General features: G+C 29.7%; 24 protein-coding genes, 1 tRNA gene and 4 pseudogenes. 12 read left to right on the forward strand and 17 right to left on the reverse strand.

Features of this window, described 5'->3' with window-relative positions; translation table 11 throughout:
- Window positions 1–387, reverse strand: a pseudogene (locus CAMP5060_RS06930) (sodium-dependent transporter); the annotation flags it as partial.
- 194 nt (window positions 388–581) lie between these two features.
- Between CAMP5060_RS06930 and CAMP5060_RS06935 the strand changes: the two are divergent.
- The 5 genes and pseudogenes from CAMP5060_RS06935 to cetZ (CAMP5060_RS08340) form a co-directional block, all read left to right on the forward strand.
- Window positions 582–905 (forward strand): F0F1 ATP synthase subunit C, encoded by a 324-nt coding sequence (locus CAMP5060_RS06935; RefSeq protein WP_012661906.1) that lies wholly within the window; start codon window positions 582–584, stop codon window positions 903–905.
- A gap of 29 nt (window positions 906–934) precedes the next feature.
- Window positions 935–1,020, forward strand: a tRNA-Leu gene (locus CAMP5060_RS06940).
- Between the two features lie 21 nt (window positions 1,021–1,041).
- Window positions 1,042–1,476, forward strand: a complete 435-nt coding sequence (locus CAMP5060_RS06945; RefSeq protein WP_263667247.1) for a hypothetical protein — start codon at window positions 1,042–1,044, stop codon at window positions 1,474–1,476.
- 166 nt (window positions 1,477–1,642) lie between these two features.
- Window positions 1,643–2,308: pseudogene (gene cetZ, locus CAMP5060_RS08335) on the forward strand (energy taxis response protein CetZ); the annotation flags it as partial.
- A gap of 102 nt (window positions 2,309–2,410) precedes the next feature.
- Window positions 2,411–2,836 (forward strand): annotated as a pseudogene (cetZ, locus tag CAMP5060_RS08340) (energy taxis response protein CetZ); the annotation flags it as partial.
- Window positions 2,837–2,847: 11 nt separating this feature from the next.
- On the opposite strand, the gene CAMP5060_RS06955 reads toward cetZ (CAMP5060_RS08340), so the two are convergent.
- The 8 genes from CAMP5060_RS06955 to CAMP5060_RS06990 form a co-directional block, all read right to left on the reverse strand.
- Entirely contained in the window at window positions 2,848–4,011 is a 1,164-nt protein-coding gene (locus tag CAMP5060_RS06955) for a metal-dependent hydrolase (protein ID WP_261529968.1), read from the reverse strand.
- Entirely contained in the window at window positions 4,008–4,910 is a 903-nt protein-coding gene (locus tag CAMP5060_RS06960; protein ID WP_214100287.1) for an NAD(P)H-dependent glycerol-3-phosphate dehydrogenase, read from the reverse strand. The genes CAMP5060_RS06955 and CAMP5060_RS06960 overlap by 4 nt, the downstream gene beginning before the upstream one ends.
- Before the next feature lie 2 nt (window positions 4,911–4,912).
- Entirely contained in the window at window positions 4,913–6,331 is a 1,419-nt protein-coding gene (gene gatB, locus CAMP5060_RS06965) for an Asp-tRNA(Asn)/Glu-tRNA(Gln) amidotransferase subunit GatB (protein ID WP_087699293.1), read from the reverse strand.
- Window positions 6,332–6,455: 124 nt separating this feature from the next.
- Window positions 6,456–7,136, reverse strand: coding sequence for a F0F1 ATP synthase subunit A (locus CAMP5060_RS06970; RefSeq protein ID WP_039668715.1), 681 nt, complete (start codon window positions 7,134–7,136; stop codon window positions 6,456–6,458).
- Window positions 7,137–7,198: 62 nt separating this feature from the next.
- A complete protein-coding gene (locus CAMP5060_RS06975) occupies window positions 7,199–8,707 on the reverse strand; it encodes a phytoene desaturase family protein (protein ID WP_087699291.1) in 1,509 nt (502 codons plus the stop codon).
- Window positions 8,698–10,038, reverse strand: coding sequence for a DNA repair protein RadA (gene radA, locus CAMP5060_RS06980; RefSeq protein WP_087699289.1), 1,341 nt, complete (start codon window positions 10,036–10,038; stop codon window positions 8,698–8,700). Before radA ends, CAMP5060_RS06975 begins: the two co-directional genes overlap by 10 nt.
- 3 nt (window positions 10,039–10,041) lie before the next feature.
- Window positions 10,042–10,908: a signal recognition particle-docking protein FtsY gene (gene ftsY, locus CAMP5060_RS06985; protein ID WP_214100283.1), complete on the reverse strand. Its 867-nt coding sequence runs from the start codon at window positions 10,906–10,908 to the stop codon at window positions 10,042–10,044.
- Complete coding sequence (locus CAMP5060_RS06990; protein ID WP_337218140.1) at window positions 10,908–11,453, reverse strand: TlpA family protein disulfide reductase; 546 nt, start codon at window positions 11,451–11,453, stop codon at window positions 10,908–10,910. Before CAMP5060_RS06990 ends, ftsY begins: the two co-directional genes overlap by 1 nt.
- Window positions 11,454–11,520: 67 nt before the next feature.
- On the opposite strand from CAMP5060_RS06990, the gene CAMP5060_RS06995 reads away from it, so the two are divergent.
- Genes CAMP5060_RS06995 through CAMP5060_RS07010 form a run of 4 tightly spaced genes read left to right on the forward strand, consistent with a single transcriptional unit; the run spans window position 11,521 to window position 15,452 of the window.
- The gene (locus CAMP5060_RS06995) at window positions 11,521–12,150 is read left to right on the forward strand and encodes a 5-formyltetrahydrofolate cyclo-ligase (protein WP_214125814.1); all 630 of its coding nucleotides are present in this window, start codon (window positions 11,521–11,523) and stop codon (window positions 12,148–12,150) included.
- Entirely contained in the window at window positions 12,074–13,627 is a 1,554-nt protein-coding gene (rny, locus tag CAMP5060_RS07000) for a ribonuclease Y (RefSeq protein ID WP_261529965.1), read from the forward strand. The genes CAMP5060_RS06995 and rny overlap by 77 nt, the downstream gene beginning before the upstream one ends.
- Before the next feature lie 8 nt (window positions 13,628–13,635).
- Entirely contained in the window at window positions 13,636–14,199 is a 564-nt protein-coding gene (locus CAMP5060_RS07005; protein ID WP_087699278.1) for a DedA family protein, read from the forward strand.
- Window positions 14,196–15,452 carry a ComEC/Rec2 family competence protein gene (locus tag CAMP5060_RS07010; RefSeq protein WP_337218141.1) on the forward strand — a complete coding sequence of 419 codons (1,257 nt, stop codon included), beginning with the start codon at window positions 14,196–14,198 and terminating at the stop codon, window positions 15,450–15,452. The genes CAMP5060_RS07005 and CAMP5060_RS07010 overlap by 4 nt, the downstream gene beginning before the upstream one ends.
- Here the strand turns inward: CAMP5060_RS07010 and CAMP5060_RS07015 are convergent.
- From CAMP5060_RS07015 to CAMP5060_RS07025, 3 genes are read right to left on the reverse strand one after another with little or no spacing between them, the layout of a single operon-like run.
- Window positions 15,399–16,211 carry a ribonuclease BN gene (locus CAMP5060_RS07015; protein ID WP_039628795.1) on the reverse strand — a complete coding sequence of 271 codons (813 nt, stop codon included), beginning with the start codon at window positions 16,209–16,211 and terminating at the stop codon, window positions 15,399–15,401. The genes CAMP5060_RS07010 and CAMP5060_RS07015 overlap by 54 nt on opposite strands.
- Window positions 16,211–17,593: an FAD-linked oxidase C-terminal domain-containing protein gene (locus tag CAMP5060_RS07020; protein WP_087699274.1), complete on the reverse strand. Its 1,383-nt coding sequence runs from the start codon at window positions 17,591–17,593 to the stop codon at window positions 16,211–16,213. The genes CAMP5060_RS07015 and CAMP5060_RS07020 overlap by 1 nt, the downstream gene beginning before the upstream one ends.
- A complete protein-coding gene (locus tag CAMP5060_RS07025) occupies window positions 17,593–18,303 on the reverse strand; it encodes a plasminogen-binding N-terminal domain-containing protein (RefSeq protein ID WP_214125853.1) in 711 nt (236 codons plus the stop codon). The genes CAMP5060_RS07020 and CAMP5060_RS07025 overlap by 1 nt, the downstream gene beginning before the upstream one ends.
- A 126-nt stretch (window positions 18,304–18,429) precedes the next feature.
- On the opposite strand from CAMP5060_RS07025, the gene CAMP5060_RS07030 reads away from it, so the two are divergent.
- From CAMP5060_RS07030 to tpx, 3 genes are read left to right on the forward strand one after another with little or no spacing between them, the layout of a single operon-like run.
- Window positions 18,430–19,587 carry a peptidoglycan DD-metalloendopeptidase family protein gene (locus CAMP5060_RS07030; RefSeq protein ID WP_214100165.1) on the forward strand — a complete coding sequence of 386 codons (1,158 nt, stop codon included), beginning with the start codon at window positions 18,430–18,432 and terminating at the stop codon, window positions 19,585–19,587.
- A 1-nt stretch (window position 19,588) separates the two neighbouring features.
- On the forward strand, window positions 19,589–20,932 hold the full coding sequence (gene mgtE, locus CAMP5060_RS07035; protein ID WP_214100166.1) for a magnesium transporter: 1,344 nt from the start codon (window positions 19,589–19,591) through the stop codon (window positions 20,930–20,932).
- 12 nt (window positions 20,933–20,944) lie between these two features.
- Window positions 20,945–21,463 (forward strand): thiol peroxidase, encoded by a 519-nt coding sequence (gene tpx, locus CAMP5060_RS07040; RefSeq protein ID WP_214100167.1) that lies wholly within the window; start codon window positions 20,945–20,947, stop codon window positions 21,461–21,463.
- Here the strand turns inward: tpx and CAMP5060_RS07045 are convergent.
- The 5 genes and pseudogenes from CAMP5060_RS07045 to CAMP5060_RS07065 all read right to left on the reverse strand — a co-directional run.
- Complete coding sequence (locus CAMP5060_RS07045; RefSeq protein ID WP_087699265.1) at window positions 21,460–22,845, reverse strand: replicative DNA helicase; 1,386 nt, start codon at window positions 22,843–22,845, stop codon at window positions 21,460–21,462. The two genes, tpx and CAMP5060_RS07045, sit on opposite strands and share 4 nt — an antisense overlap.
- Window positions 22,846–22,857: 12 nt before the next feature.
- On the reverse strand, window positions 22,858–23,760 hold the full coding sequence (gene cysK, locus CAMP5060_RS07050) for a cysteine synthase A (protein ID WP_261545109.1): 903 nt from the start codon (window positions 23,758–23,760) through the stop codon (window positions 22,858–22,860).
- 96 nt (window positions 23,761–23,856) lie between these two features.
- Window positions 23,857–24,159: an HU family DNA-binding protein gene (locus tag CAMP5060_RS07055; protein WP_039619003.1), complete on the reverse strand. Its 303-nt coding sequence runs from the start codon at window positions 24,157–24,159 to the stop codon at window positions 23,857–23,859.
- A gap of 78 nt (window positions 24,160–24,237) precedes the next feature.
- Window positions 24,238–25,374 (reverse strand): hypothetical protein, encoded by a 1,137-nt coding sequence (locus tag CAMP5060_RS07060; protein WP_337218142.1) that lies wholly within the window; start codon window positions 25,372–25,374, stop codon window positions 24,238–24,240.
- Between the two features lie 8 nt (window positions 25,375–25,382).
- A pseudogene (locus CAMP5060_RS07065) lies at window positions 25,383–25,620 on the reverse strand (hypothetical protein); the annotation flags it as partial.

The raw sequence follows: 25,620 nt of genomic DNA on the forward strand, positions 1-25,620 counted from the left end.
AATAACACCACTTTCTTCTATGCTTTTTGGTAAAGGAAAAAATCCAAAATAAGCATATTTGACAATCCATCCTATAATCACACTATAAAAAGATACAATCAAAATAGCACCTATTAAAGAAAAACCAACTATAGACCAAGCTCTTTTATATTTTGGAGCTAAAGTATAATAAGCATTCACCGGGTCTTTTTCGCTGAGTTTTCCTATGCTAAGTTCGGCTAAAAATATCACAAAACCTACGCCCAAAGTCAAAAGTAAATACAAAAGTACAAAAGCTGAGCCTCCATTTTGTCCTACTAAAGTTGGGAATTTCCAAGCATTTCCAAGTCCAACAGCTGAACCTGCCACTGCTAATACAAAACCTATTTTAGAAAATTTTTCATTCATAAAAATAACCTTAAATTTATAAAACTATAAAAAATTTTTAATGTAGCTAAAAAAAACTTTAATTTGTTTTAAAATAGATATATTAATTTAAATTTCAATAATTTTAAAGCTATATTGATATATAATTACGCTTTTATAAATCACGAGTAGGGATACGCAAGCCGAAAGGATTTAAATTTTTATAAGGAAAAACTATGAAAAAAATCGTATTTTTAATGCTAGCTTTAAGCGGTTTTGCATTTGCAGCTGAAGGTTCTATGAATCAATGGTTAGCTTCTTTTTCTATCTTAGCAGCAGGTTTAGGACTTGGTGTTGCAGCTTTAGGTGGAGCTATCGGTATGGGTAATACTGCAGCAGCAACTATAGCAGGTACTGCTAGAAACCCTGGTCTTGGTGGTAAATTAATGACTACTATGTTTATTGCTTTAGCGATGATTGAAGCTCAAGTTATTTATGCGCTTGTTATTGCTCTTATCGCTCTTTATGCTAATCCATTCCAAGCATTAGTAGCAGCTTAAAATTTTCAAAGCCCTCTTGTGGGGCTTATGCGGTTATGGTGGAATTGGTAGACACGCCATCTTGAGGGGGTGGTGCGCTCAGCGTGTGCGAGTTCAAATCTCGCTAACCGCACCATTTTAAGGAAATTTTAGAAAAATGGTTTTTTATCTCTTAATTAGTGCATTAGCTTTTTTAGTTCTTTTCTTTGCTATTAAAAAATACACTTTAAAATTAGACGAGCAATCTTTACTTGAACCTATAAAAAATGACATCTATCCTGAATTTTGTGATCTAATCAATGAAGAAATAAGAAATATCAAAAATAATCTTTTGCAAAATACTTTTACACTTCAAAATGAAAATTACAAAGATGAATTTTTAGAAAATTTAAGCGATATGAGTAGAAAACTTAATCATATTCAAACCATGAACTTAAGTAAAAAAAATAATGCATTATGGGAAGAAACTCTTTTTAATTTTTTAAAAGAACTAGAAAATCTCAATAAACAATTCTTAAATGATAGTGAAAAAATCAATGATTTAATAAGATTTTCTTTACAAGAAAAATTCTCTAATTTAACAAAAAACTAATATAAACAAATTATTTATTTTAAAAAACACTATATAATTTCAAATTATTTTATAAAGGGGTTTTATGTTTATCAACAAGAAAAAAATTAATGAACAAATTACTCAATTAGAGCAGTCCATTCAAGCTTTTCAAGATATACTTAATGCCATTGGTAAAACTATGGCTATGATAGAATTTCAAACAGATGGGACTATTATTAGTGCTAATGAAAATTTTCTAAAAACCATGAATTACTCTCTAGATGAAATTAAAGGAAAACACCATAGTATGTTTTGCTTGCCTGAGGTAGTAAAATCACAACGCTATGTTGACTTTTGGAGAGATTTAAAAAGCGGTAAATCAAGAAATGGTCTTTTTAGACGTATTGCAAAAGGCGGAAAAGATATTTATCTTGAAGCAAATTATCTTCCTATTTTAAACCAAAATAACGAAGTATATAAGGTTATTAAATTTGCAAACGATATCACTCAAAGACACTATGAAATGCTTGATCTAAAAAACACCATAGATGCCGCTAATCGTTCTATGGCCATTATCGAGTTTAATCCTTATGGAGAAATTTTAAGTGCTAATGAAAATTTTACTCAAACTATGGGCTATTCATTAAGCGAAATCAAAGGAAAGCATCATAGTATGTTCTGTGAAGAAAAATTTAGAAATTCAAAAGAATATACAATTTTTTGGGAAGAGCTAAGAAGCGGTAAATTTCAATCAGGAAAATTTATACGCTTTGGTAAAAACAATAAGCTAATCCATTTAGAAGCAAGTTATAATCCTATTAAAAATGATGATGGAGAAATTTACAAAGTTATTAAATTTGCAACAGATATTACCGAGCAAGTTGTAAGAGATGAAGAAAAATTAAAACTTATCAGCGAATTAGCTGAGCAAAATGATAATTTAACTCAAGAAGGTGATAGCGTTATAGAAAATACAGTTCAAAATATTCAAGGCATTGCTGATATGATGAATAATAGTAGTAATTTGGTTTCATCGCTAAATGAGCAATCAGAAGAAATTAAAAATATCATTCAAACCATTAGTGATATAGCTGATCAAACTAATCTTTTAGCACTAAATGCAGCTATTGAAGCAGCGCGTGCAGGTGAGCATGGTAGAGGCTTTGCCGTAGTTGCTGATGAAGTTAGAAATCTAGCTGAAAGAACTGGACATTCAGTAAATGAAATTACTACTACCATTAATTCTATAAGAAATGTAACAGCTGAAGTGGTACAAAGCATTAAAGATGGCTTAAGCGGCGTAAATCAAAGTGTGGACTTAGCTAAAGAAGCTAGAGAGTGTATGGAAAAAATTAGAAATAGCTCAGCTCAAGTAGCACAAGCTATGCAGAATAAATAAAAGTTTTTAGCTTAAAGGCTAAAAACTTTTCCTGCTATAAAGCTTTTTTCTACCTTACCTTGTAAGATATCATTTACATATAAACCTTCTCCATTAAAAGAAAGATTTTCATCAAATACAACTAAATCAGCATCAAAACCAAGTTCTATTTTACCTTTGTTTAACCCTAAAAATTGCGCTTGATTATAACTTGTAAAATCACATAATTCTTTCCAAGTTAAAATACCTTCTTTTACTAAATATGTAAAACATAAACTCATATACATAGCTATGGCATTCACTCCAAAATCTGCTTCATCAAAAGCTAAATCTTTTTTAGTGCTAGGAGTATGTAAAGAGCTTAAGAAAGTAATTTTTTTATCTTGAAGTAATTTTTTAAGACTTATTAATTCATTTTTTGCTCTCAGTGGAGGTAAAATTTTTGCTTGAGTATTGAAATTTTCACATGCACTTTCATCTTTGATTAAATGATGGATTGAAATTTCACTATATTGATCATGCAATAATTCAAATGATCTTGCAATTGCTAAAGAACTAAAACAAGCTTTGTTTTTATAAAATTCCATTAGTTCTTTCATTTTTGCTACTTCACTAGTTTCAGCTATATTACTAATTCCTATAAGACCTAATTCAAAGCTTATTTGTCCATCATTCATCACTCCATGATCATCAAAACTCTCATCAAAACACTTTAAAAACACCGGGGTGGATTTCATATTAGCATATTGCATACATTGTCTTAAATAATTTGCACCCAAAGTACTTGAAAGCTCTAAGCCTTTTGCACCTATATCAATCAAGGTAGCAATATTTTTTAATTTTTTTGTTTTATCTAATACATTAATAATAGGTAAAACATTAATATCTAAAGATTTTAATTTATCAAAATAAAGTGCATAGCCTTGAGTATTAGCTTCTAAACTATCTTTTAAAACAATAGTTCCCACCCCACCTTTTAAGCATGCTTTTTCTAGATCATATAATCTATCTATACTAAATTCATTATCAAGCAAACTAACATTTAAATCAATAAATGAAGGAAGTAAAGTCTTACCTTCTATATCAACAATATGCTCATCATCATTTAAATCATTAGCAATTTGAGTGATTTTTCCATCTTCTATTTTAAGATCAAGCTTTTGCTCACCATAAATTTTTGCATTTTTGATAATCATGATATTTCCTCCTTTGATGACATCAAATCTTTCAAAGATTCCCAAGCATTTTTACCCTCTAACATTAAGACTACTTCATTAACAATTGGGGTATAAATTTGAAATTGTTTTGATAAAGAATGTATAGCATAAGCAGTTTGCACTCCTTCGGCTACCTCACCAAGTTCCATCAAAATATCTTTTATATTTTTACCACTAGCTAGACTCAAACCTACTCTATAATTTCTTGATAGATTGCTTGAAGCTGTTAAAAATAAATCTCCAGCCCCACTAAGTCCTAAAAAAGTTTCTTCTTTAGCATTAAAAAATTGTCCAAAGCGGTGCATTTCCACCAAGCCTCTTGAAACCAAAGAAGCTCTTGCATTATTACCTAAATTTAAACCATCGCAAACCCCGCTTGCAATTGCTAAAACATTCTTATATGCACCACAAATTTCAGCGCCTTTAACATCAGAACTTGTATAGGTTTTAATATAATTTGGAAAAAAACTTGCAAATTGATTACAAAGCTCTTGATTTTTACCACTAACAACCAAAGCACAAGGTTTTTTTTCTAAAACTTCACTTGCAAAAGAAGGACCACTTAAAAAACAAAGTCTATCACTACTTATAAACTCACTAAAAACCTCATCCATAAATTTTAAACTTTTATAATCAATACCTTTAGAAGCTACAAGAATTTTTTGATTTAAATCTTTAAAATTATTTGCAAGCCACTCATGTATTCCTTGAGCGTATAAAGCAAAAACTAAATATTCATATTCTAAAGCTTCTTTGGTGCTAACAAAATAAGAAAGATCTTTTTCATGAAAAGAAGTTATCACGCATTCATTTTTAACACTCAATGCATCATATAAAGCACTTCCCCATTTTCCTGCACCAACAACTGCTATTTTCATATTTAACCAAGTTTTGCTTTTAAAATTTCATTTACCTTAGCAGGATTAAATGCACCTTTACCTGCTTTCATTGCTTGACCAACAAAGAAACCAAAAAGTTTATCTTTACCACTTTTATATTCAGTTACTTTATCTTCATTATTTGCTAAAATTTCATCAATAATCTTTTCAATAGCACTATCATCACTTACTTGTTTTAAACCAAGTTTTTCAATAGCATCATCAATTTCAACTTCTGTGTTTTCAAACACATAAGCTAAAATATCCTTACCTGCTTTAGCACTAATAACACCTTCTTCTATGCGTTTGATTAAAATAGCTAATTTTTCTTGTTTTATAGGTGAGTTTTCTATGGTCAATTCGCCTTTTAAAAGTCCCATTAACTCAGTCGTAAGCCAAGTAACACAAAGTTTTGGATTTAATTTTTGATTAATTAGATACTCAAAATATCTACAAAGCTCTAATGAAGAAACAATCACTTCACTATCACTTTCTTTAATACCTAATTCACTAACAAATCTAGCTTTTTTCTCATCAGGAAGTTCAGGTATATCTTGATTTAGCATTTCATCATTTAAAATCACAGGTAAAAGATCAGGATCAGGGAAATATCTATATTCAGCAGAATCTTCTTTACCTCTCATACTTCTAGTAACTAAATTAACCGTATCAAACAATCTTGTTTCTTGCACAACTTCTTGATCGTATTTTCCATCTTCCCAAGCTTCACTTTGGCGTTTTACTTCATACTCAATCGCCTTTTGGATAAAACGAAATGAATTTAAGTTTTTAATCTCCACTCTAGTATAAAGCTTATCATCACCCTTTGGACGAATACTAACATTAGCATCACATCTAAAACTACCTTCTTGCATATTTGCATCTGAAATATCTAAAAATCTTATAATAGAATGCAATTTTTTTAAATAAGCCACTGCCTCATCAGAACTTCTAAGTTCAGGCTCACTAACGATTTCAAGCAAAGGCGTACCTGCTCTATTTAAATCTACTTTTGAGAAATTACTCTCATGTATATTTTTTCCTGCATCTTCTTCTAAATGAGCTCTGGTGATACCTATGCGTTTATTTTCTCCATTTACATTAATAAATAACTCACCATTTTCTACTATAGGAATATCAAATTGTGAAATTTGATAAGCTTTTGGCAAATCAGGATAAAAATAATTTTTTCTATTAAAAATACTTTTTTTATTTATAGTTGCATTAACTGCTTTTCCAAATGCTATGGCTTTTTTTACCGCTTCTTGATTTAATACAGGTAAAGCACCTGGTAAAGCTAAACATGTTGGGCATACATTAGTATTTGATTTTTCTCCAAAAGAAGTCGCACATGAGCAAAAGATTTTTGTTTTTGTATTTAATTGCGCATGAACTTCAAGTCCTATAACAACTTCAAACATTAAAATTTTCCTTAGAATTTTTTATTTATTCTAGCGTTTTTTATTTCAAAAAGAGTTTAAAAAAGAATAAAAGAAGTATATTAAAAAAGAAAAAAGCAAAAAATAATTTTTTGCTTTTTAAAAATTAATGATGCTCATCAACTACAGTTGCACCTGCTAAATAAACATAAGTTAAAATCATAAAAATAAAAGATTGTAAAAATGCCATAAAAGTTAAAAGCATATAAGCAGGCAGTGGTGCAACCCAAGGCACAAGAGCTAAAATAACTGCTAAGAATAAATCATCTCCTTTAATATTACCAAATAAACGGAAAGATAAAGAAATAACTCTTGAAAAATGAGAAACCACTTCTATAGGAAACATTAAAGGCGCTAGAATTTTCACAGGTCCCATGAAATGTGCAAAATACTTAAAAAATCCTTGAGTTCTAATGCCTTCAAAATGATAATACACAAATACTATAATAGCCAAAGAAGCACTAAAATTTAAACTAGCACTTGGAGCTTCAAAACCAGGGATAATTCCTATAATATTACTAAAAAATACCATAAAACCTATAGTTGCAACTAAAGGTAAATATTTTCTAGCAGCTTCATCACTACCCATAGTATCTCTACCCATACTTAAAATGCCTTCCATGTAAGCTTCGGCTAAATTCTGACTACCTCTTGGGACAATTTGCATAGATCTTGTAGCAAGTTTTGCTAAAATCAAAGAAATCACAACTACTATACCCAAATGAAAAAAGTATGCAAAAGTGTGACTAGAATCTATAAAAGAACTAAATAAAAATAAATCCTTCATTAAAAATCCTTAGCAGAATAAATATTTCAAAGCTAATATTATAGAAAAAAATTGCTTATATTTTAATGAAAATTCATTTTATTAGCACAAAAATATCCACCCAAAATCGCGCCTGTAAAGCCACCACCAGGAAATATAAAAGCATTAGCAAAATACAAATTTTCTATACTTTTACTTTTATAATGTAACCTATATTTAACTCCTTCTTGATCTTGAGAAAATCCATAAATTGCACCTTCATAAGCTTTAGTGTATCTTTGTATAGTTTTTGGGGTAGCTAATTCTTGATGGATTAAGTGTGAACTTAAATTCGGAAAAATCTCATCTAGTCTTTGCACTATAGCTTTTAACACTTCTTCTTTTTTAGTTTTATAATCTTGCTTATTTAAATCCCATTCGCTATAATTTGAACTAAAAGCTACAACACCTATATACTTATCACTAGCTAAGCCACTATCAACCTTAGAATAATTCACAAAAGCCATAGGTCTTTTTTTGATATCTAGTTTTAAAATATTAGTATTTTCATATGAACTATTTAAAAAATCATCTTCAAATATAAAATTACAATAATCCATATTTTTATAAATTTTAGAAATATCTTTATCATAAATAAAATAAGCACTTACCAAAGAACAAGCGCGCTTTTTAGACTCTATTGCTTTGATTTCTTGGGTTAAATTTAAATCTTTAAGCAAGTCTTTATATACGATTAAAGGATCACAATTTGCGATGATATTTTGCGCATGGATGGTGTGTTTTTGATTATTTTGAATGTATTCTACTCCATAAGCTTTTTGATCTTTTGTGAGTATTTTAACAACTTCAGCCTTAGCTAAAACCTGCCCTTGATTTTCTTTGATAACCTCAGCCAAGACATCACTTAAAGCTTGCGAGCCACCTTTAATATACACCCCACCATCATAATAATGCTTTTGTGCAATAGCATGAAAACTAAAAATAAATTCTTTACTATCATGATGATAATAACTCATATTTGCATTTAAAATCTTTTTTAGCTTATCATTTTTAATATAAGCATTTAAAACATCATAAACTTTTTTATTAAACAATCTATTTTTAATAAATATCCAAGCAGTGTCAAAAGGAAACAACAATAACTCACTTAATTTTAAATCCCAAGGAAATCTTCGAATAGCATAAGCTTGCGTTTTTATAGCTTTAAAATATTTATCTATACCTTTGCACTCTTGCGGAAATTCTTTTTTCAAAACTTCTTTTACTTTTTCTATACCATGAGGTAAAGTTAGATTATAATTTTTACTTTTAATACTCCATGCACTTGGTAAAGGTAAAATTTGAATTTTATTCTTTATACCAAGCTTATCAAAAACCAAATGCTTCATATCAGTTTTTGCTTCACCTAGGTCCATCTCATGAAGTCCCGCATCAATCAAAGCGCCTTTTCTTTTAAAACAAGTAGCGCAACCACCGATTAAAGAATGCTGTTCTAAAACTAAAACTTTTTTACCATTTCTAGCTAAAAAAGCACCCGCACTTAAGCCTCCAAGACCTGAACCTATAATGATTACATCAAATTTTACATCCATTCTAAAACCTCACGTAATTCTTTGGCTACAAAACATTTTAAGCCAAGTTCTTCCATAGGTTTTACAGGCACTATGGCATTTTTAAATTTTTGCATTTTAGCTTCTTTTAAACGCACATCAAGTGAAAATACTTCTTTGATCTCACCATTTAAACTAAGTTCGCCCACAAAAACACTATCTTTACTTAAAGGGCGATTTTTAAAACTTGAAATAATCGCCGCAACCACCGCTAAATCTGCTGCAGTTTCGCTAATTTTCACTCCACCACTTACATTAATAAAAACATCATAATGACCCAAAGGAATTTCAAGCTTTCTCTCAAGTAAAGCTATAAGCATATCTAAGCGATTTTTTTCATAGCCTGTTGCACTGCGTTTTGGATAAGCACTCTCGCAAACTAAGGCTTGAATTTCTAGTACTAAGGCTCTACTTCCTTCCATCACAACACTTAAAGCACTACCACTTACTGCTTTACCACGCGTAAAAAATCTATTAGCTATGTCTTTAGTGCTAATTAAACCCTTAGAAGTCATTTCAAAAATACCAACTTCAGAAATATTTCCAAAACGATTTTTAAAACCTCTTAAAATTCTTATTTCTTTATTAGCATCACCTTCAAAATAAAGCACTACATCTACCATATGCTCTAAAATTCTAGGTCCAGCTATAGCTCCATCTTTAGTAATATGCCCTATGATAAAAGTGCTAATATTGTTGGCCTTAGAATAGCGCATTAACTCAAAAGTAATTTCTCTAACTTGAGTGATACTACCTGCTGCTGAAGTAATTTTATTAGAATATAAAGTTTGTATAGAATCAATAATTAAAATTTCATAATCTTTTTTAGAAAGCTCGCTTAAAATATCTTCCAAGCAAAGCTCAGTAAGTAAAAATAAATTCTCGCAATTTGCATTTAAACGATCTGCACGCAGTTTGATTTGAGATTTGCTTTCCTCGCCACTTACATAAAGTACTTTTTTACCACTTTTAGCCAAATTCGAAGCAATTTTTAATAAAAGTGTGGATTTTCCAACCCCAGGTGAACCCCCAATTAACACCAAAGAACCTACAACAAGCCCACCACCTAAAACCAAATCAAGCTCATTATCATCAGTACTAATACGTGTGAAATTTTCTGCTATAACATCATTGATACATACTGCAGAACTTGGAGTGTTTGAGAGCGAATTTAACTCTTTTAAAACCTTAATTTGTTCTTGCTTTAGCTCAACAAAACTATCCCAAGAACCACATTCAGGACATTTGCCCAGCCATTTACTTTGTTGATTTCCACAAGCTTGGCATTCAAATAAAATATGTTTTTTAGCCATAAATTATGCAAAAATCTCTTCAACTAAAGTTTTAACATATTCACTAGGATTAAACTCATGAATTTGTCCTAGTTGCTCTCCTACTCCTACATATAAAATAGGAAGTTCAAGCTCTCTTGCTATGCTAAATAAAGCTCCACCTTTAGCAGTTCCATCAAGTTTTGTAATAATCACTCCATCAAGTTTTACTAAATCATTAAAAGCTTTTGCTTGTAAAATTCCTGCTACGCCTTGAGTGCCATCAAGCACAAGGATTTTTCTATGAGGAGCTCCTTGCATAGCTTTATCGCTTATGCGAACGATTTTTTCAAGCTCATTAGCAAGATTTTTTTGATTTTGCAAGCGTCCTGCTGTATCTAAAATAACCCTATCATAGTTTTTTGCCAAAGCTTTAGAAATAGCATCATAAGCAACTGCTGAAGGATCGTGTCCTTGTGAAGTAGCTATGATATCTATATTTAATTTTTGTGCCCATAATTTTAACTGCTCTATGGCTCCTGCTCTAAAAGTATCACAAGCTCCAAGTATAACTTTTTCACCATTTTCTTTATGTAAATGTGCCATTTTAGCAATGCTTGTAGTCTTACCTACCCCATTTACACCTAAAATCAAATCCACAAAAGGCTTAGCATTAGCAAGTTCTGGCTTATCATAAATAAAATAAGTCCCCATAACACGCTCTAAATCAGCCTTTTTAACCTCATCATTTGGAGGAAGATAATAAATAATCTCTTCAACTATTTCATACGCCACATCAGCTTCTAAAAGCATTTCTTCAAGTAAATCTTTGGTAATGATTTTATTTGAAGCTTTAACTAAATGAATACTTTCTAAGGTTTTTTTCAAACCATTTTTTAAAAATCCAAACATTACATTATCGCTTTTTGTATATCTATATCTAACATTTCTTCAGGGATTATCCCTAAATACTCTTTAATCTTTTCGCCTTTTGCATTAAACAACACCATCGTTGGAATAGAATTGACATTTAAAATTTTAGAAAAAACAAAATTATTCCCTCCTATAGCCGCTGAAAATTTCATTTTTTCATCTTCTATAAAAGTTAATATTTCTTGCTCTTTATTTTCTTCTAAAAAAAGCGTTATTACTTCAAATTTGTCTTGATATTTTTTATTTAAATTATTTAAATGTGGAATTTGAGCCTTACAAGGTACACACCAACTTGTAAAAAAAACAAACAACTTAGCTTTAGCTGTATCATCAAAATTAAATACTTGCTCATGATATTTCACATACATTTTCCTACCATCTAAAAATTTCAAAGTAAAATCAGTGTTTTCACTTTGAGTCAAACTTGCATTATTTGTATTTTCAGTGCTGGAATTTTCTTTATCACTCGAACATGAAGTGAAAAATATCGCGATAAAAATTACTAAAAAAATTTTAAATTTCAATTCTTATCCTTATGATTTTTTAAGCTTAAAAGTATAACATAAAAAGTTAAAAACTTTAAGGAAAGCCTTGATAAAAAACAATTTTAGAATAAAACAAAAATCCAAAATGCATTTAAAATTAAAATATCAATACAAAAGGGATTTTTTAGTTTTTCAAGAAATAAAGAAAATTCTAAATTTATACAAAAATTGCAAAAATATCCTCATATATATCCCTTTGAAATATGAAATCAATCTTTATAAATTCAGACATTTTCTAACAAAAAAATATCAAATTTTTGTTCCATTTATGCAAGATAAAAGTTTAAAGGTAGTAAAATTAAGGTTAGCTCTTGAAAAAAAGAGCTTTGGGGTATATGAACCAAAAGATTCTTTTTTACAAACTCATATTGATGTTGCAATCATCCCTGTAATAGGTGTAGACGCAAAATTAGGAAGAATCGGTCATGGTCAAGGTTTTTATGATAGGTTTTTTGAAAGTATTTCTTATAAAAAACCTTTGGTTATTTTTACACAAATGATAGATGCAAAATCTCATCAAATTTTTAGCCAAGATCATGATATAAAAGGAAATTTTTATATAAACCCTTATAAAAAATATTTTAGGAAAGTCAAAAACAATGATAGAAATATTAGTTGCATTAATAGCCGTTTTTATAGGCGGAGGGATTGGGTATATAGTCGCCAAAAAGATTAATGATGCAAATTTCAATATCTTTTTAGAGCAAGCAAAAGCAAAAGCAAAAGCTATTGAATATGAAGCCGAGCTAACACTTAAAGATGCTAAAAATTCAGTCGCTGAAGCTGAATTTGCAGCAAAGAAAAAATTTGATGAAAAAATTCAAAAACTACAAAAAGAGCATTCTATCAAGCTTGAAGAACTCAACAAAAAAGAACAAAACCTTCATTATCAAGAAAAGCTTCATGAAGAAAACAAAAACAAGTTAGTAAAAGAGCAGCAAACCATAAAAGCTTTACATGAGGAAAATGAAAATTTAAAACAAAACTATGAAACAAAACTAAATGAAGTATTAAAAATCCTTGAACATTCAGCTGGTCTTACACAAGAAGAAGCAAAAAATATAGTTTTACAAAAAGTAGAAGAAAACTCAAGAGCTGAAATTGCTCATATTGTTAGAAAATACGAAGAAGAAGCTAGAAACGAAGCCAAAAGAAAGGTTAATTTTATCTTGGCACAAGCTACTTCAAGATTTGCGGGAGAATTTGCTGCTGAAAGATTAATTAATGTAGTAAATATCAAAAACGATGAATTAAAAGGACGCATTATAGGCAAAGAAGGAAGAAATGTTAAAACCTTAGAAATGGTTTTGGGTGTTGATATTATCATCGATGACACACCTGGAGCAATCATAGTAAGTTGTTTTAATCTTTATAGACGCGCCATTGCTACAAAGGTAATTGAACTTTTAGTTGAAGATGGCAGAATACAACCTGCAAAAATAGAAGAAATTCATGAAAAAGTTTGTAAAGAATTTGAAGATAATATCCTAGAAGAAGGTCAAACTATAGTAATGGATTTAGGACTTAATAATATCCATCCTGAAATTGTTAAATTAATAGGAAAATTAAGATATAGAGCAAGTTATGGTCAAAATGCTCTAGCGCATTCTTTAGAAGTGGCACATTTAGCTGGAATCATAGCAGCTGAGTGTGGCGGGGATGAAAAACTAGCAAGAAGAGCTGGGATTTTACATGATATAGGTAAGGCTTTAACGCATGAATTTGAAGGCTCTCATGTGGATTTAGGAGCTGAACTTTGCAAAAGATACAAAGAACATCCTGTTGTGATTAATGCAATTTATGCTCATCATGGGCATGAAGAAGCTATTAGCATAGAATCAGCTGCAGTTTGCACAGCAGATACACTAAGTGCTGCGCGTCCTGGCGCAAGACGTGAGGTTTTAGAAGCCTTCTTAAAAAGAGTAAGCGAACTTGAAGAGATAGCAAAGAGCAAAGAAGGGGTTAAAAAAGCTTATGCTATTAATGCTGGTAGGGAGATTAGAGTTATTGTTAATGCAAAATTAGTCAATGATGATGAATCTGTGCTTTTAGCCAAAGAAATAGCTGAAGAAATTCAAGAAAAAGTTCAATACCCTGGTGAAATAAAAGTCAATGTCATCAGAGAACTTAGAGCTATTGATTTTGCAAGATAAGGTTTTTCATGCAAGAAATGATAGATAATCTAAGCACTTATGGTTATTTGATTTTATTTTTTTATTCCTTTGGTGGAGGTATGGTTGCTATACTTGCTGCAGGAGTGCTTTGTGCAAGTTCTACTAAACTTGATTTACATTTATGTATATTTTTAGCCTTTTTAGCTAATACCATAGGCTCAACATTGTTGTTTATCTTGGGAAAATACTACAAAAAAGACATAATGCCTTATTTTAAAAATCATAGAAGAAAAATTGCTCTTGCTATGATGAAAATCAAAAAATACGGCGACTTGCTTTTAGTGGTGCAAAAATTTATCTATGGAGTAAAAACTATCATTCCTATAGCAGCAGGTCTTTGTAAATTTAGCTTTGTAAGATTTTTTATCATCAATACCTTAGCTAGTCTGATTTGGGCTGTTGTTTTAGGCTATGCTGGTTTTATTTTTGGAAATACTCTAAAAGAGGCTTTTGAAGTATTTACCAACTATCCTTACATAGCTCCTGCTTTTATAATCACTTTAATTTTTATTATATGGTTATATTTATCACGCTTTTCTAAGAAAAAATGAGTTTAAAATTCTCTATAAAAGAAACTTATAGAGAATTTTTTATTTTATTATTATGTTTTTTAGCAATTTTTAGTTTAAATTTCATCTATGAGTATAAAAAATATCAAAATTTTAAACTTACTAAGCATTTATTACTTAAAGATAATATCGTTTTATCTTCTTATGAAAAAACTAATAAAAAAGGTAAAAAATATCAAGTTTTAAAACTTAAAAATTCTGATTTTATTTTTTATACTACTAGTTATAAAGATCTAAATTTAAGTAAAAACGATGTAATAAATCTTAGAATAATTACTAAAAATATTAACTTTAAAGATTATCTTAGTAAAAGTTTTTATGTGCCAAGTTATGATTTTAACAAAACCAAAACACAAAAAGAAAATACCTTAATAAGGTATTTTTTAAATCAACATCAAAATGAAAAAATCAAAGAATTTTACGGGGCTTTATTTTTTGCAAAAAATGTATCAAGTGAACTTAGAAATGATGTAAATTTTTATAATATCGCGCATTTAATCGCTATTAGCGGGTATCATTTGGGCTTGTTATTTAGCTTTTGCTTTTTGATTTTTGCTCCTTTATACGCTTTTTTTCATAAACGATATTTTCCTTATAGAAGTTTAAAACTTGATATTAGTATTTTTGCTTTCTTGCTTTTAATTTTGTATATATTTTTAATAGATTTTAGTCCTTCTTACACAAGAGCTTTACTAATGAGCATTTTTGCTTTTTATTTATTTAGTAAAAATATTAAAATACTCAGTTTTAAATTTTTATTTTTAAGTATAGCATTTTGTATTAGCATTTTTCCAAAACTTCTTTTTAGCGTTGGGTTTTTATTTTCTATTTTGGGAGTTTTTTATATTTATTTGTATCTTCACCATTTTAAAGATCAATTTTCAAATTTTACTCATATTTTTTTGCTAAATATCTGGACTTTTTTAGCAATGATTATCCCTGTATTATACTTTTTTCCTCTACTTAGTTTTCAGCAATTTTTAGCCATACCTTTAAGCTTAATCTTTGTGATATTTTATCCTTTGGTTTTAATCTTGCATATTTTTTCTTATGGAAATTTATTAGATTTATATTTAATGCATTTTTTTGAGTTTAAAATGCATGCGATTAATCTATCAATACCTTTTGTGTTTTATTTTATTTATTTAATTTTATCTTTAATCGCTATATTTAATAAATACTTAGCTCTTTTTGTAGTTTCTCTTGGGTTTATTCCCTTTATTTTCTTGATTTAAAAGTAAATAAGCCTTTAATCCCAAAAGATAAATAATCCAAGAAATATAAATCCACAAAAAGAAAAATAATATTACAGAAAAAGAACCATATACATTTAAATAAGTTTTATTATATACAGCATAATATACAAAAATCATCTTAGAAATATACCAAATCACAGAAGCACCAAAAGAACTAATAAGTAAAGTTTTTAAATCGCCTTTTTTGCTTACTGAACTTGAATAAGATACAAAAAACAAAGCCCATATAATCACATAAGGTAAAATCTCAAAAAAATTTAAAGCAATATTAAAATCATCTAAGGTTTTTTGTATAAAACCTGAAATATAAAAACTCACTCCAAGCCCAAGTGGAGTTAAGGTTGCTAAAGTCCAATAAGAACTTATACTGTGCCAAAGACTTTTAGAATCTTCTTCTAAGAGCTTATTGATCACATAATCATAACCTGAAAAAAAAGCCAAAGAAGTCAAAGCCATAGCTAAAAGCCCTATAAGTCCTAAATTTACGCTGTTTTTTAAAAATGTATTGATGTATTGTATGATTAATTCTTGTTGAGTTGGGATTAAAAAAGTAAAAATTAAATTTTTAATTCTTTCTTGATATATTTCAAAACTTGGAATTTGGGTAAAAACCCAAAAACACAAAAACAAAAGTGGTATTAAAGATAAGATAGTATAAAAGCTCAAAGCCGCAGCATAATTTAAAATTTCTTTATCTCTTAAAGCTAAAAGAATTTTAAATAAGTTTTTAAAATTCATCAAAGTCCCATTTTGAAAGGATTGAGTATATTATTTGGATCAAATGCTTTTTTGATATTTCTCATTAAGTCCATTTCAGCTTCACTAAAAGCAAGCTTCATAAAAGGAGCTTTTGAAATGCCTATGCCATGCTCTCCACTTAAAGTCCCACCTAAAGAGACTGTAAGCTTAAACACCTCTTCCACAGCTTCATAACCTTTTTTAACTAATTCAGGATTATTTTTATCACTTACCATTACATTAGTATGCACATTGCCATCGCCAGTATGACCAAAACAAGGAATTTTAAAACCATATTTTTTAGAAATTTCAGCTATGCCTTTTAAAAGCTCAGGTAGTTTTGAACGTGGCACTGTAATATCTTCATTAAGCTTTAAATTTCCATACATTGCTATGCTTTGAGAGCAATTTCTTCTAGCAAACCAAATATTAGCTGCTTCTTGTTCATCTTTTGCTATTTTAAACTCTCTTACACCAGATTCATAAAAACTTTCTTGCAAGATTTTTAAATCTGCTTCAATAGCTTCTTCTACATTACCATCTACATCAGCGATTAAAATCGCACCCGCATCCATAGGTAAGCCTTTTTGGAATTTTTGCTCTAATGCTTGTATGCTTAATTGATCTAAAAATTCCATAGATACAGGAGTTACACCTTTAGCTAAAGTTTTATAAACTGCATTCATTGCTTCATCAATGCTGTTAAAAATCCCCATTGCTGTTTTTTTAAACTTTGGCAAAGCTACTAGTTTTAAAGTAATCTCACTAAGCACAGCCAAAGATCCTTCACTTGCTATTAAAATTCCAGCTAGATTATAACCTGCTACATCTTTTATGGTTTTTTTACCTGCTCTAATGATTTCTCCATTAGGCAAAACCGCTCTTAAAGCCATTACATAATCTTTAGTTATACCATACTTAGCAGCCCTCATACCCCCTGCATTTTCGCTTACATTTCCTCCTAAAGAAGAATACTCCATGCTAGCAGGATCAGGCGGATAAAATAAACCATATTCTTTTACTTTTTCTTGTAAAGCCATATTTATCACACCAGGTTGTACTACAGCAACTAAATTTTCAAGATCAATTTCTAAAATTTTATTCATATGCTTTTCAAAGCTTAACACCACTCCACCATTAACAGCCAAGCTTCCACCGGTAAATCCACTACCTGAACCCCTAGGAATGACGATGATTTTATTTTCATTGCAATATTTTAAAATTTGACTAATATCATTTTCATCTCTTGGAAAAAGTACTCCATCGGGTAAATAATGCTTTTTAGTAGCATCATAACTATACGCTCTTTTATGAATAGGATCAAAATGTGCATTTTCAACCCCTAAAAGATCTTGAAAGAATTTTTGATGAATTTCTTGCATTATTTTTCTCTAGTTAAACTAATTAATTTTTCATAATATACATAATAATTTCCAATAGCCTCATCATTTAAGCTAAAAATATCACTTTTATAACCTGTAATTCTTGAATAAAATGGAATTTGCAAACTTTGAGCTTGAGGTATGACAAATTCTTCAATCTTACCAAAGTCTTGACAATCAACTATCTCAGCTTTATTTTCTAAAGCTACCACTAAAAGCCCCACAGCATTTTTTGAACAAAAAGATCTAAAATCTGATCTTCTTGGGGTTTGGCGGTATTCTTGTATCATATGCGCACCAAATAAATCAGGGTGTAAAAAATAAATTCCATTTAATTTTTGCGCTATAAAATCATACACACTTTTATCAGGAGCTATAATCAAAGCTCTATCATATAAATAATTTAAAACTATTTTATCGCCTACTTGTGGCAATACATTTGGCAAAGGCATAGCATCTTGAGCTAGCATATCAAAAACTTTAAATTGTAATTTGACTAAGCCATTTTCACGCCCTATCACACTAGCTCTTGCAATAATAGATTTTTGCGTATCAATTTCATGTACAACTATACCACTTGAGTGCAATAAAATTCTAGGATCATCTTTTATATAACCATAAATATCATCTACTTTTTCAAGTTTTGTTTGTATTAAATCAAAATTTTTAGCTTGCAAAAACGCTAAAAAACAGCAAAGCGTTAAGATAATTCTTGACAATTTATACTCCTTAAAAAGTGTAAAAAATAAATTATATTGTTTTTTCCTTACAAAATTGTAAGAAAAATTAAGTAAAATACAAATTTATGTTTAAATTTTAGAAGGCTTTAAATTATCATGAAAAAAATTTTCATATCTTTACTTATATCCATAAAACTTTTTGCTATTTCAAGTGTTGAAGAGCTTTCTTGGGAAAATGGCAAAACTTTACTTGATTTTTTACAAGATCATTCTATACCACTTAATTTATATTATAACCTTGATACTGAAGATAAAGAACTAAGTGCAGAAATCACAAGTGGTGTTAAATACCAAATGCTAAAAGATGAGCAAGGCGAGCTTGAGCAAGTTTTAATTCCAATCAGTGATGATTTACAAATTCATATTTACAAAAATAATGAAAACAAATTTGTATTAAGTTTTACTCCAATTTCTTACACTAAAGAAAAAAGAACCATTCGCGTAGCTATTAACAACTCAGCTTATCAAGATGTCTATGATGAAAGTGGTAGCGTAACCTTAGCAAGAGCCATGGTAAGAGCTTTTAAAAATAGTGTTAATTTTAAAAATGTTAGAAAAGGCGATAGTGTAGTATTGATTTATGAACAAAAAAGAAGACTAGGAAGACTTTTTGGCGATATTAATATCCAAGCAGCTTTAGCTAATATTAGAGGTAAAGAATATTCTGTATTTTTATATAAAGATTCTTATTATAACGCTCAAGGAAAAGAGCTTGAAAATTTCTTTTTAACTAAGCCTGTTAAATACACAAGGATTTCAGATCGTTTTACCAGAGCAAGATATCATCCTATCTTAAAACGCTATAGAGCGCATTTAGGCATTGACTATGCTGCTCCAACGGGTACTCCGGTTAAGAGCGCAGGAGATGGGACGATTAGCTTTGTTGGAACAAAAGGTGGTTATGGTAAGGTTGTACAAGTAAAGCATGTATCAGGTTATATGACTTTATATGCTCATCTTAGTCGTTTTGCAAAAATCAAACGCGGCCAAAAAGTCAAACAAGGCCAAGTGATTGCTTATGTAGGCTCTACTGGTATGAGTACTGGACCACATTTACATTTTGGACTTTATCTAAATAACAAAGCAATTAATCCCGAAACCATAGTGAAAATTCCAAAATCAAGCCTAAGTGGTAAAAACAAAGAAGAATTTTTAAAAATAGCAAAAGAGTATGAAAATCGCTTGCAAAGTATTGATGAAAACTATAAAAATCCACCAAAAGAACAAAATATAGAAAATTCTATGGAGCTTTGAGATGATGAATGATTTTTTAGAAGCACAAGAACTTTTAAAAAATACTTCTAAAGATCAAAGCACCTATGAAACCAATGAAGCTCTAAAGACTATCAAAAGATACAACGAAGAGCTTTATTTACAAACCCTTAAATCTTTTGATACTTACACACTTGCAAATGTAGCTACTATAACACCTGAACATATATTAGAAGATATTTTAGAACACTTAAGCATTATAAAGATTGCAAAAGCGGTAGAAGAGCTTGAAAGTGATGATGCAACAGATTTGATTAAGCGTTTTGAAGAGCTAAATCCACAAAAAACTTTAGCCGTTTTAAACCGCTTAAGTTCCGAAGATAAAGAAGAAATTTTACGCCTTAAAAATTATGATGAAAATACCGCTGGTGCTTATATGCAAACAGAAATTTTCACAGCTTCTATTGATGAGAGTATAGAAAAGGCTATTAAAAGATATAGAATTTTAAAACACTCAGGACAAGTGGATCAAATTTTTCAAGTTTATATTATAAATAATCAAGGAAAGCTTTGCAATGCTATCAACTTAAGTGATCTTTTGATTTGGGATTTTAAACTAAGTTTTGCAGATATTATTAAAAATAATAGCGAAAAATATAAATGTTATAGCATTAAAGATCATGAAGATATACAAAAGGCTATTGATATAGTAGAAGATTATGATTTGAGTGTTTTAGCGGTTGTAAATGATGATGGAGTGCTTTTAGGTAGAATTACCTATGATGATATTCATGATTTAATCCAAGAAAATGCAACAGAGCAAATTTATAACTTAGCCGGAGTTGATGAAGATGCTGAAGAAGAAAGTGCTTTTAAAGCAGCTAAAGCAAGAGCTTTTTGGCTTATGATCAATCTTACTACTTCATTAATCTCAGCTAATATCATTAGCCTTTTTTCAGGTGAAATAGAGCAACTTGTAGCTCTAGCAGTACTTATGCCTATCGTAGCCTCTATGGGAGGCAATACAGGTTCACAAGCTTTAGCAGTAACAGTTAGAAAACTTTCACTCAATGAAGTAGAATTTAAAGACGCTAAAAAAGTTATATTAAGAGAGAGTGGAATTTCTTTGCTTAATGGACTTATATTTGCTAGTATTATGAGTATTATAGCTTTTATATGGTTTAAAACAGCTCTTTTAGGACTTGTTATAGCCTTATCAATGCTAATTAATCTAGCCTTAGCCGGTTTTGTAGGTTCTTTTGTACCTTTAACTTTAAAAAAATTTAAAATTGATCCTGCTGTAGGTTCTAGCGTAGTTATTACTGCAATTACCGATAGTTTGGGATTTTTTAGTTTTTTACTTTTAGCAAAAATGATTTTATTATAAAAAAGGAAAATTATGGCAAGTATTATATATAAAGATCAAGAAATAGAACTTATAGGAGATGAGCTAGAAGTTGGCGATAATGCTCCAAGAATAACCCTAAGAACCAAAAACCTCGCTCCAGTAGAAATAGCGCCACCAGGAAAAACTCAAATTTTATTAAGCTTTCCTAGTTTAGACACTCAAGTATGCTCTAAACAAGCAAAAGAAACTAACAAAAGATTAGCTTCTATGAAAAATATTGAAGTTATTATTATTAGTATGGATTTACCTTTTGCTATGGATCGTTTTTGTGCTACTGAAGGGGTTGATGATATTATTGTAGCAAGTGATTTTGCTTTTAAAGATTTTGGTACTAATTATGGAGTTTTAATAGGCGATAGTATATTTGCAGGATTATTAGCAAGAGCAGCCTTTGTGGTCAAAGATGGAAAAATAGTGTATAAGCAACTCGTAGAAGAACTAATGGGAAAAATCGATTTTAAGGATTTAGAACTTTTTATGCATAAAAATTATGGTTACCCTTTGAATTAACCTTCAAAGTTTGTAACCACAAAATCTTCTTTTGGAGCTTCAATAAAACATGATTTTTCTTTTAAAAAAAGCAAATCCACATGCCCTACAGGGCCATTTCTATTTTTACCTATAATAAGCTCAGCCTTTTCTTGCACAGGATTTGGCATAAATTTTCTCTCATAAGTTTTACCTTCATTTTTAGCTTTATTTTCTCTTTCTTTTTCTTCTTGCTCTCTATAAACCTCATCTCTATATACAAATAAAATCGTATCCGCATCTTGTTCTATAGCACCACTTTCTCTTAAATCACTAAGCATAGGACGCTTATTTGCTCTACTTTCTAATGAGCGATTTAATTGCGAAAGTGCCACTACTGGCATATTTAATTCTCTTGCTAAAAGTTTTAAACCTCTTGAAATTTCACTCACTTGTAAATGCCTATCATTAAAAGCTGAATTACTCATCATAAGACCGATATAATCTACTACGCAAAGCTCAATACTCTCATCTTGAGCTTTGATTTTGCGTAAAATCGAACGAATATCAGCTATACTAGCATAGCCACTATCGTAAATATAAAGATTTTTTTGTGCATATTCATTACAAGCATCACCTACCCTACTCCACTCATCATCGTTTAAATCTGCGATTAGAATTTTTTGCAAAGGAATGGAAGTTTTTGCGCTGATTAATCTTTGCATGATTTGCGTGGCAGGCATTTCTAGTGAAAACATTACAACACCTTTATTTTGCCTTAGTGTTTTTTCTATAAAATTAAGACAAATTGTAGTTTTTCCCATACCAGGGCGTGCAGCAATGATTACAAGATCGCCAGGTTTAAAGCCTTTTGTCATTTTATTAAGCTCGCTAAAACCTGTATCAAGTCCCAAAATATCTTTGTTTTCTGCTTCTTTTTGCTTTTTAAACTCATCCATAAGTTCAGACATCACCATAGTCATATCTTTAATACTATTGCTATTTACACGGTTGGTAAGATTAAAAATCTCTTTGCCTATTTCATCTGAAATTTGAGAAATGCTTTTATCTTCATTTACCCTTGTAGGTATAGTATAAGCAAAATTTAAAAGTTGGCGTCTAATGGACTTTTCTCTTAGCTCATAAGCATATTTGCTCACATCTGCTATGGAAGTAGTGGCTAAAACTTCAGCTAAAATTTGCTCGTCTACTTTTTTGTGTTTTCTTATAAAACTTGCACTTATAGGCTCGCCTGCATTCACACAAGCTAAAATAGCTTTATAAATATCTTGATGAGCTTTGAGTGAAAAATCATTAATCTCAATATCTGAAGAAATACTAAAAAAAGAATCTTCGCTATATATACAAGAACTTAAAATCGCCCTTTCAAGATCTAAATCAAAATGCTCATTATTTTGACTCATATTCACTCCTAATTATAAATTTGCAAATAAATCAGTTGATAAATACCTCTCGGCTGTATCATTTAGTATAGTCAAGACTTTTTTATCAGGATTTTCTAAAGCAATTTTTCTAGCCATATACACATTTGCCCCACTTGAAATTCCTGCCATTATGCCGTTTTTACCAAGCTCTAAGGCTGTATTTATAGCATCTTCATTGCTTACACAAACTATCTCATCTATGATTTTTTGATTTAAAATTTTAGGGATAAAATTTGCACCTATACCTTGAATTTTATGACTTGCAGCGGTATTTTGACTCAAAAGTGGCGAAGATGCAGGTTCTAAAGCTATGATTTTGATATTAGGATTGCGTTCTTTTAAAATTTCTCCTACCCCGCTAATAGTCCCGCCTGTACCAAAACCTGCTAAAAAAATATCAAGATCGGGTAAAGCTTTTAAAATTTCTAAAGCAGTATTTTTTCTATGTGCGTTTTTGTTGTTGGTATTTTCAAATTGACTTACCATAAACGAATTTGGAATTTCACTCAAAAGCTCATTAGCTCTATCAAGCGCTCCCTGCATACCTTTGCTTGCTTGAGTAAGCTCTAGCTTTGCACCAAAAAAACTCATCATTTTTCTACGCTCTATACTCATAGACTCAGGCATTGCGATGATAAGTTTAAGCTTTAAGCTTGCACAAATCATTGCTAAAGCTATGCCGGTATTTCCACTTGTGGCTTCTATAATGGTTGTTTCTTGATTGATTTTACCTTCATTTAAAGCCTGTTTTATCATCTCTACAGCCGCTCTATCTTTGATAGAATGACTTGGATTAAAATACTCACATTTAGCATAAAGATTTGGAGCAAATTCTTTTAAAGAAATAATCGGAGTATTACCTATACAATCTAAGATATTATTATAAACTGACATTGTTTTCCTTGTAATTTTTTAAAAACAATATCAAAAGAAAATTAATACTTAATCTATGAAGAAAAACGCAAAAGTTAGAAACTTTTGCGCAAAGAATTATTTTTTAGCTTTTTTAGCAGTTTTAGCAGCAGCAACTGCATCTTTAAGATTTTTACCTACTTTAAATTTAGCAACTTTGGTAGCAGGTACTTTAATAGTAGCACCAGTGCTTGGCACTCTAGCTTCTCTAGCAGCTCTTTCAGCTACAGAAAATGTACCAAAACCAATAAAGCTAATGCTATCACCTTTAGCTAATACATCAGTAATAGTAGCGATTACTGCATCAGTAGCTGCAGTTGCATCTTTTTTAGTTAGCCCAGCAGTTTGAGCAACTTGAGAAATAAAATCTGCTTTAGTCATAAAAAGCTCCTTGATTAAAAATGATTGTTAAGTTTAACACATTTATCAAGCTTTTGCAAGAGGTTTTACACATAATTGCTAATTTTCATTTTTTACTTCTGGAAAATATTTTTTTATAGCTTTTATAAATTCATCAATATTGTATTTTCTAATTTTATTTTCAAAATTTTCAAGATACTCCTCAATATTAGTCTTGGTAAGAATATTTGTTTGATTCTTTATTGCCATAAGCTGTATCTCATTCATATCGATATTGTAGTGTGTTAAATCTCTGTAATTTGCAATATCATCTGCATAATCTAAATCATCAAATCCATATATTTTAACATTTTGATATTTACTTGTCTCTAAAACAATCCAATGAAGAATAGATTTTATTCTACTAAAATACAATCCCCTATCTCCATTATCAATTGAATAAAATAAACGAGAATAAGATGGTATTAAAATATCAAAATCAGTTTGAGGGTTTTTTTCAATTATTTTAAATAAATAGACTTTTAAAATATTTTGCATTTGTTTCATTTTTACTTGCTTTTCACTATAATCATTTTTTATTATAAATTTCGAATGTCGTATTTTTTCAAAGGCAAAATCTGTCCCTTTATAACGTTTTGAAGATTTCAACCAATTGTCAAAACCGCCAAATCTATGTCCCACGTCATTTATCCAAAAAGTTCTTGAATCTAAATCTTTGTTTTTACTACAATCATCATTAATATTTAAGACACAAAATAAAAATCTTTTTTGTAAATAAACTAATATATCATTATAATAATTATCATCATATAAAAAATCAAAATACTTTGTATCTCTTGTAGCTAAATCTAAAATCATTGTTAAATCTAAAGAATAAACCACACGTTTAATATTTTTATTTTTAAAAAAAGCATAATTTAAAAAAATTGCTCTTTCATTAAAATAAAGTCCGGGAGAAGATATATTAATAAACCGTTCATCTAAAAGAATACTAGCTTTCTTAGGAGAAGAATTTTCCAACATTGAACTACCTATGATAATACTATCAAAACTATAATTTTTAATTATTCCTTGGTTAGCTAATCTAGAATCCTTATCAAAGCTTTCTGCTCTAAACCAAGGTTTATGATAAAGCATTAGAGGATCGTATATAAACATATAAATAAGATAAATAAAAATAAAAGGTAAAGGTATAAACAGAACCTTTAATACAAATTTTTTATATGATTTAAACATTTTTATCCTTAGAAATTAAAATAAATAAATTCAGTATAAGGAATTACACCTAAAATAAATATAGATGTATATAAGAAAAATATAACAACTAAAATATAAAATACATTTGGTTTCATAATATTAGTTTTTTCAATACTATTTTTAAACCCAATACATAAAATCATACAAACGATGATGTAAATTAAAGTTTCATTACTACCATTGATGGAAGCCAAAGTATGTTTCCATCTTGAATAAAACCTGTAC

The organism is Campylobacter sp. 1569 (genome assembly GCF_024723675.1).
GTDB lineage: Bacteria > Campylobacterota > Campylobacteria > Campylobacterales > Campylobacteraceae > Campylobacter_D > Campylobacter_D jejuni_C.

Excerpts from the sequence above, each read along its gene's own strand:
- tpx (WP_214100167.1), top strand. The coding sequence starts at position 20,945 with ATGGCAAGTATTATATATAAAGATCAAGAAATAGAACTTATAGGAGAT.
- mgtE (WP_214100166.1), top strand. The coding sequence starts at position 19,589 with ATGATGAATGATTTTTTAGAAGCACAAGAACTTTTAAAAAATACTTCT.
- CAMP5060_RS06945 (WP_263667247.1), top strand. The coding sequence starts at position 1,042 with ATGGTTTTTTATCTCTTAATTAGTGCATTAGCTTTTTTAGTTCTTTTC.
- CAMP5060_RS07045 (WP_087699265.1), bottom strand. The coding sequence starts at position 22,845 with ATGAGTCAAAATAATGAGCATTTTGATTTAGATCTTGAAAGGGCGATT.
- CAMP5060_RS06970 (WP_039668715.1), bottom strand. The coding sequence starts at position 7,136 with ATGAAGGATTTATTTTTATTTAGTTCTTTTATAGATTCTAGTCACACT.
- CAMP5060_RS07060 (WP_337218142.1), bottom strand. The coding sequence starts at position 25,374 with ATGTTTAAATCATATAAAAAATTTGTATTAAAGGTTCTGTTTATACCT.
- CAMP5060_RS06975 (WP_087699291.1), bottom strand. The coding sequence starts at position 8,707 with ATGGATGTAAAATTTGATGTAATCATTATAGGTTCAGGTCTTGGAGGC.
- ftsY (WP_214100283.1), bottom strand. The coding sequence starts at position 10,908 with ATGTTTGGATTTTTAAAAAATGGTTTGAAAAAAACCTTAGAAAGTATT.
- gatB (WP_087699293.1), bottom strand. The coding sequence starts at position 6,331 with ATGTTTGAAGTTGTTATAGGACTTGAAGTTCATGCGCAATTAAATACA.
- CAMP5060_RS07055 (WP_039619003.1), bottom strand. The coding sequence starts at position 24,159 with ATGACTAAAGCAGATTTTATTTCTCAAGTTGCTCAAACTGCTGGGCTA.
- CAMP5060_RS07020 (WP_087699274.1), bottom strand. The coding sequence starts at position 17,593 with ATGCAAGAAATTCATCAAAAATTCTTTCAAGATCTTTTAGGGGTTGAA.
- CAMP5060_RS06955 (WP_261529968.1), bottom strand. The coding sequence starts at position 4,011 with ATGATTATCAAAAATGCAAAAATTTATGGTGAGCAAAAGCTTGATCTT.
- CAMP5060_RS07015 (WP_039628795.1), bottom strand. The coding sequence starts at position 16,211 with ATGAATTTTAAAAACTTATTTAAAATTCTTTTAGCTTTAAGAGATAAA.
- CAMP5060_RS07010 (WP_337218141.1), top strand. The coding sequence starts at position 14,196 with ATGAGTTTAAAATTCTCTATAAAAGAAACTTATAGAGAATTTTTTATT.
- CAMP5060_RS06960 (WP_214100287.1), bottom strand. The coding sequence starts at position 4,910 with ATGAAAATAGCAGTTGTTGGTGCAGGAAAATGGGGAAGTGCTTTATAT.
- CAMP5060_RS07005 (WP_087699278.1), top strand. The coding sequence starts at position 13,636 with ATGCAAGAAATGATAGATAATCTAAGCACTTATGGTTATTTGATTTTA.
- cysK (WP_261545109.1), bottom strand. The coding sequence starts at position 23,760 with ATGTCAGTTTATAATAATATCTTAGATTGTATAGGTAATACTCCGATT.
- CAMP5060_RS06935 (WP_012661906.1), top strand. The coding sequence starts at position 582 with ATGAAAAAAATCGTATTTTTAATGCTAGCTTTAAGCGGTTTTGCATTT.
- rny (WP_261529965.1), top strand. The coding sequence starts at position 12,074 with ATGATAGAAATATTAGTTGCATTAATAGCCGTTTTTATAGGCGGAGGG.
- radA (WP_087699289.1), bottom strand. The coding sequence starts at position 10,038 with ATGGCTAAAAAACATATTTTATTTGAATGCCAAGCTTGTGGAAATCAA.
- CAMP5060_RS07030 (WP_214100165.1), top strand. The coding sequence starts at position 18,430 with ATGAAAAAAATTTTCATATCTTTACTTATATCCATAAAACTTTTTGCT.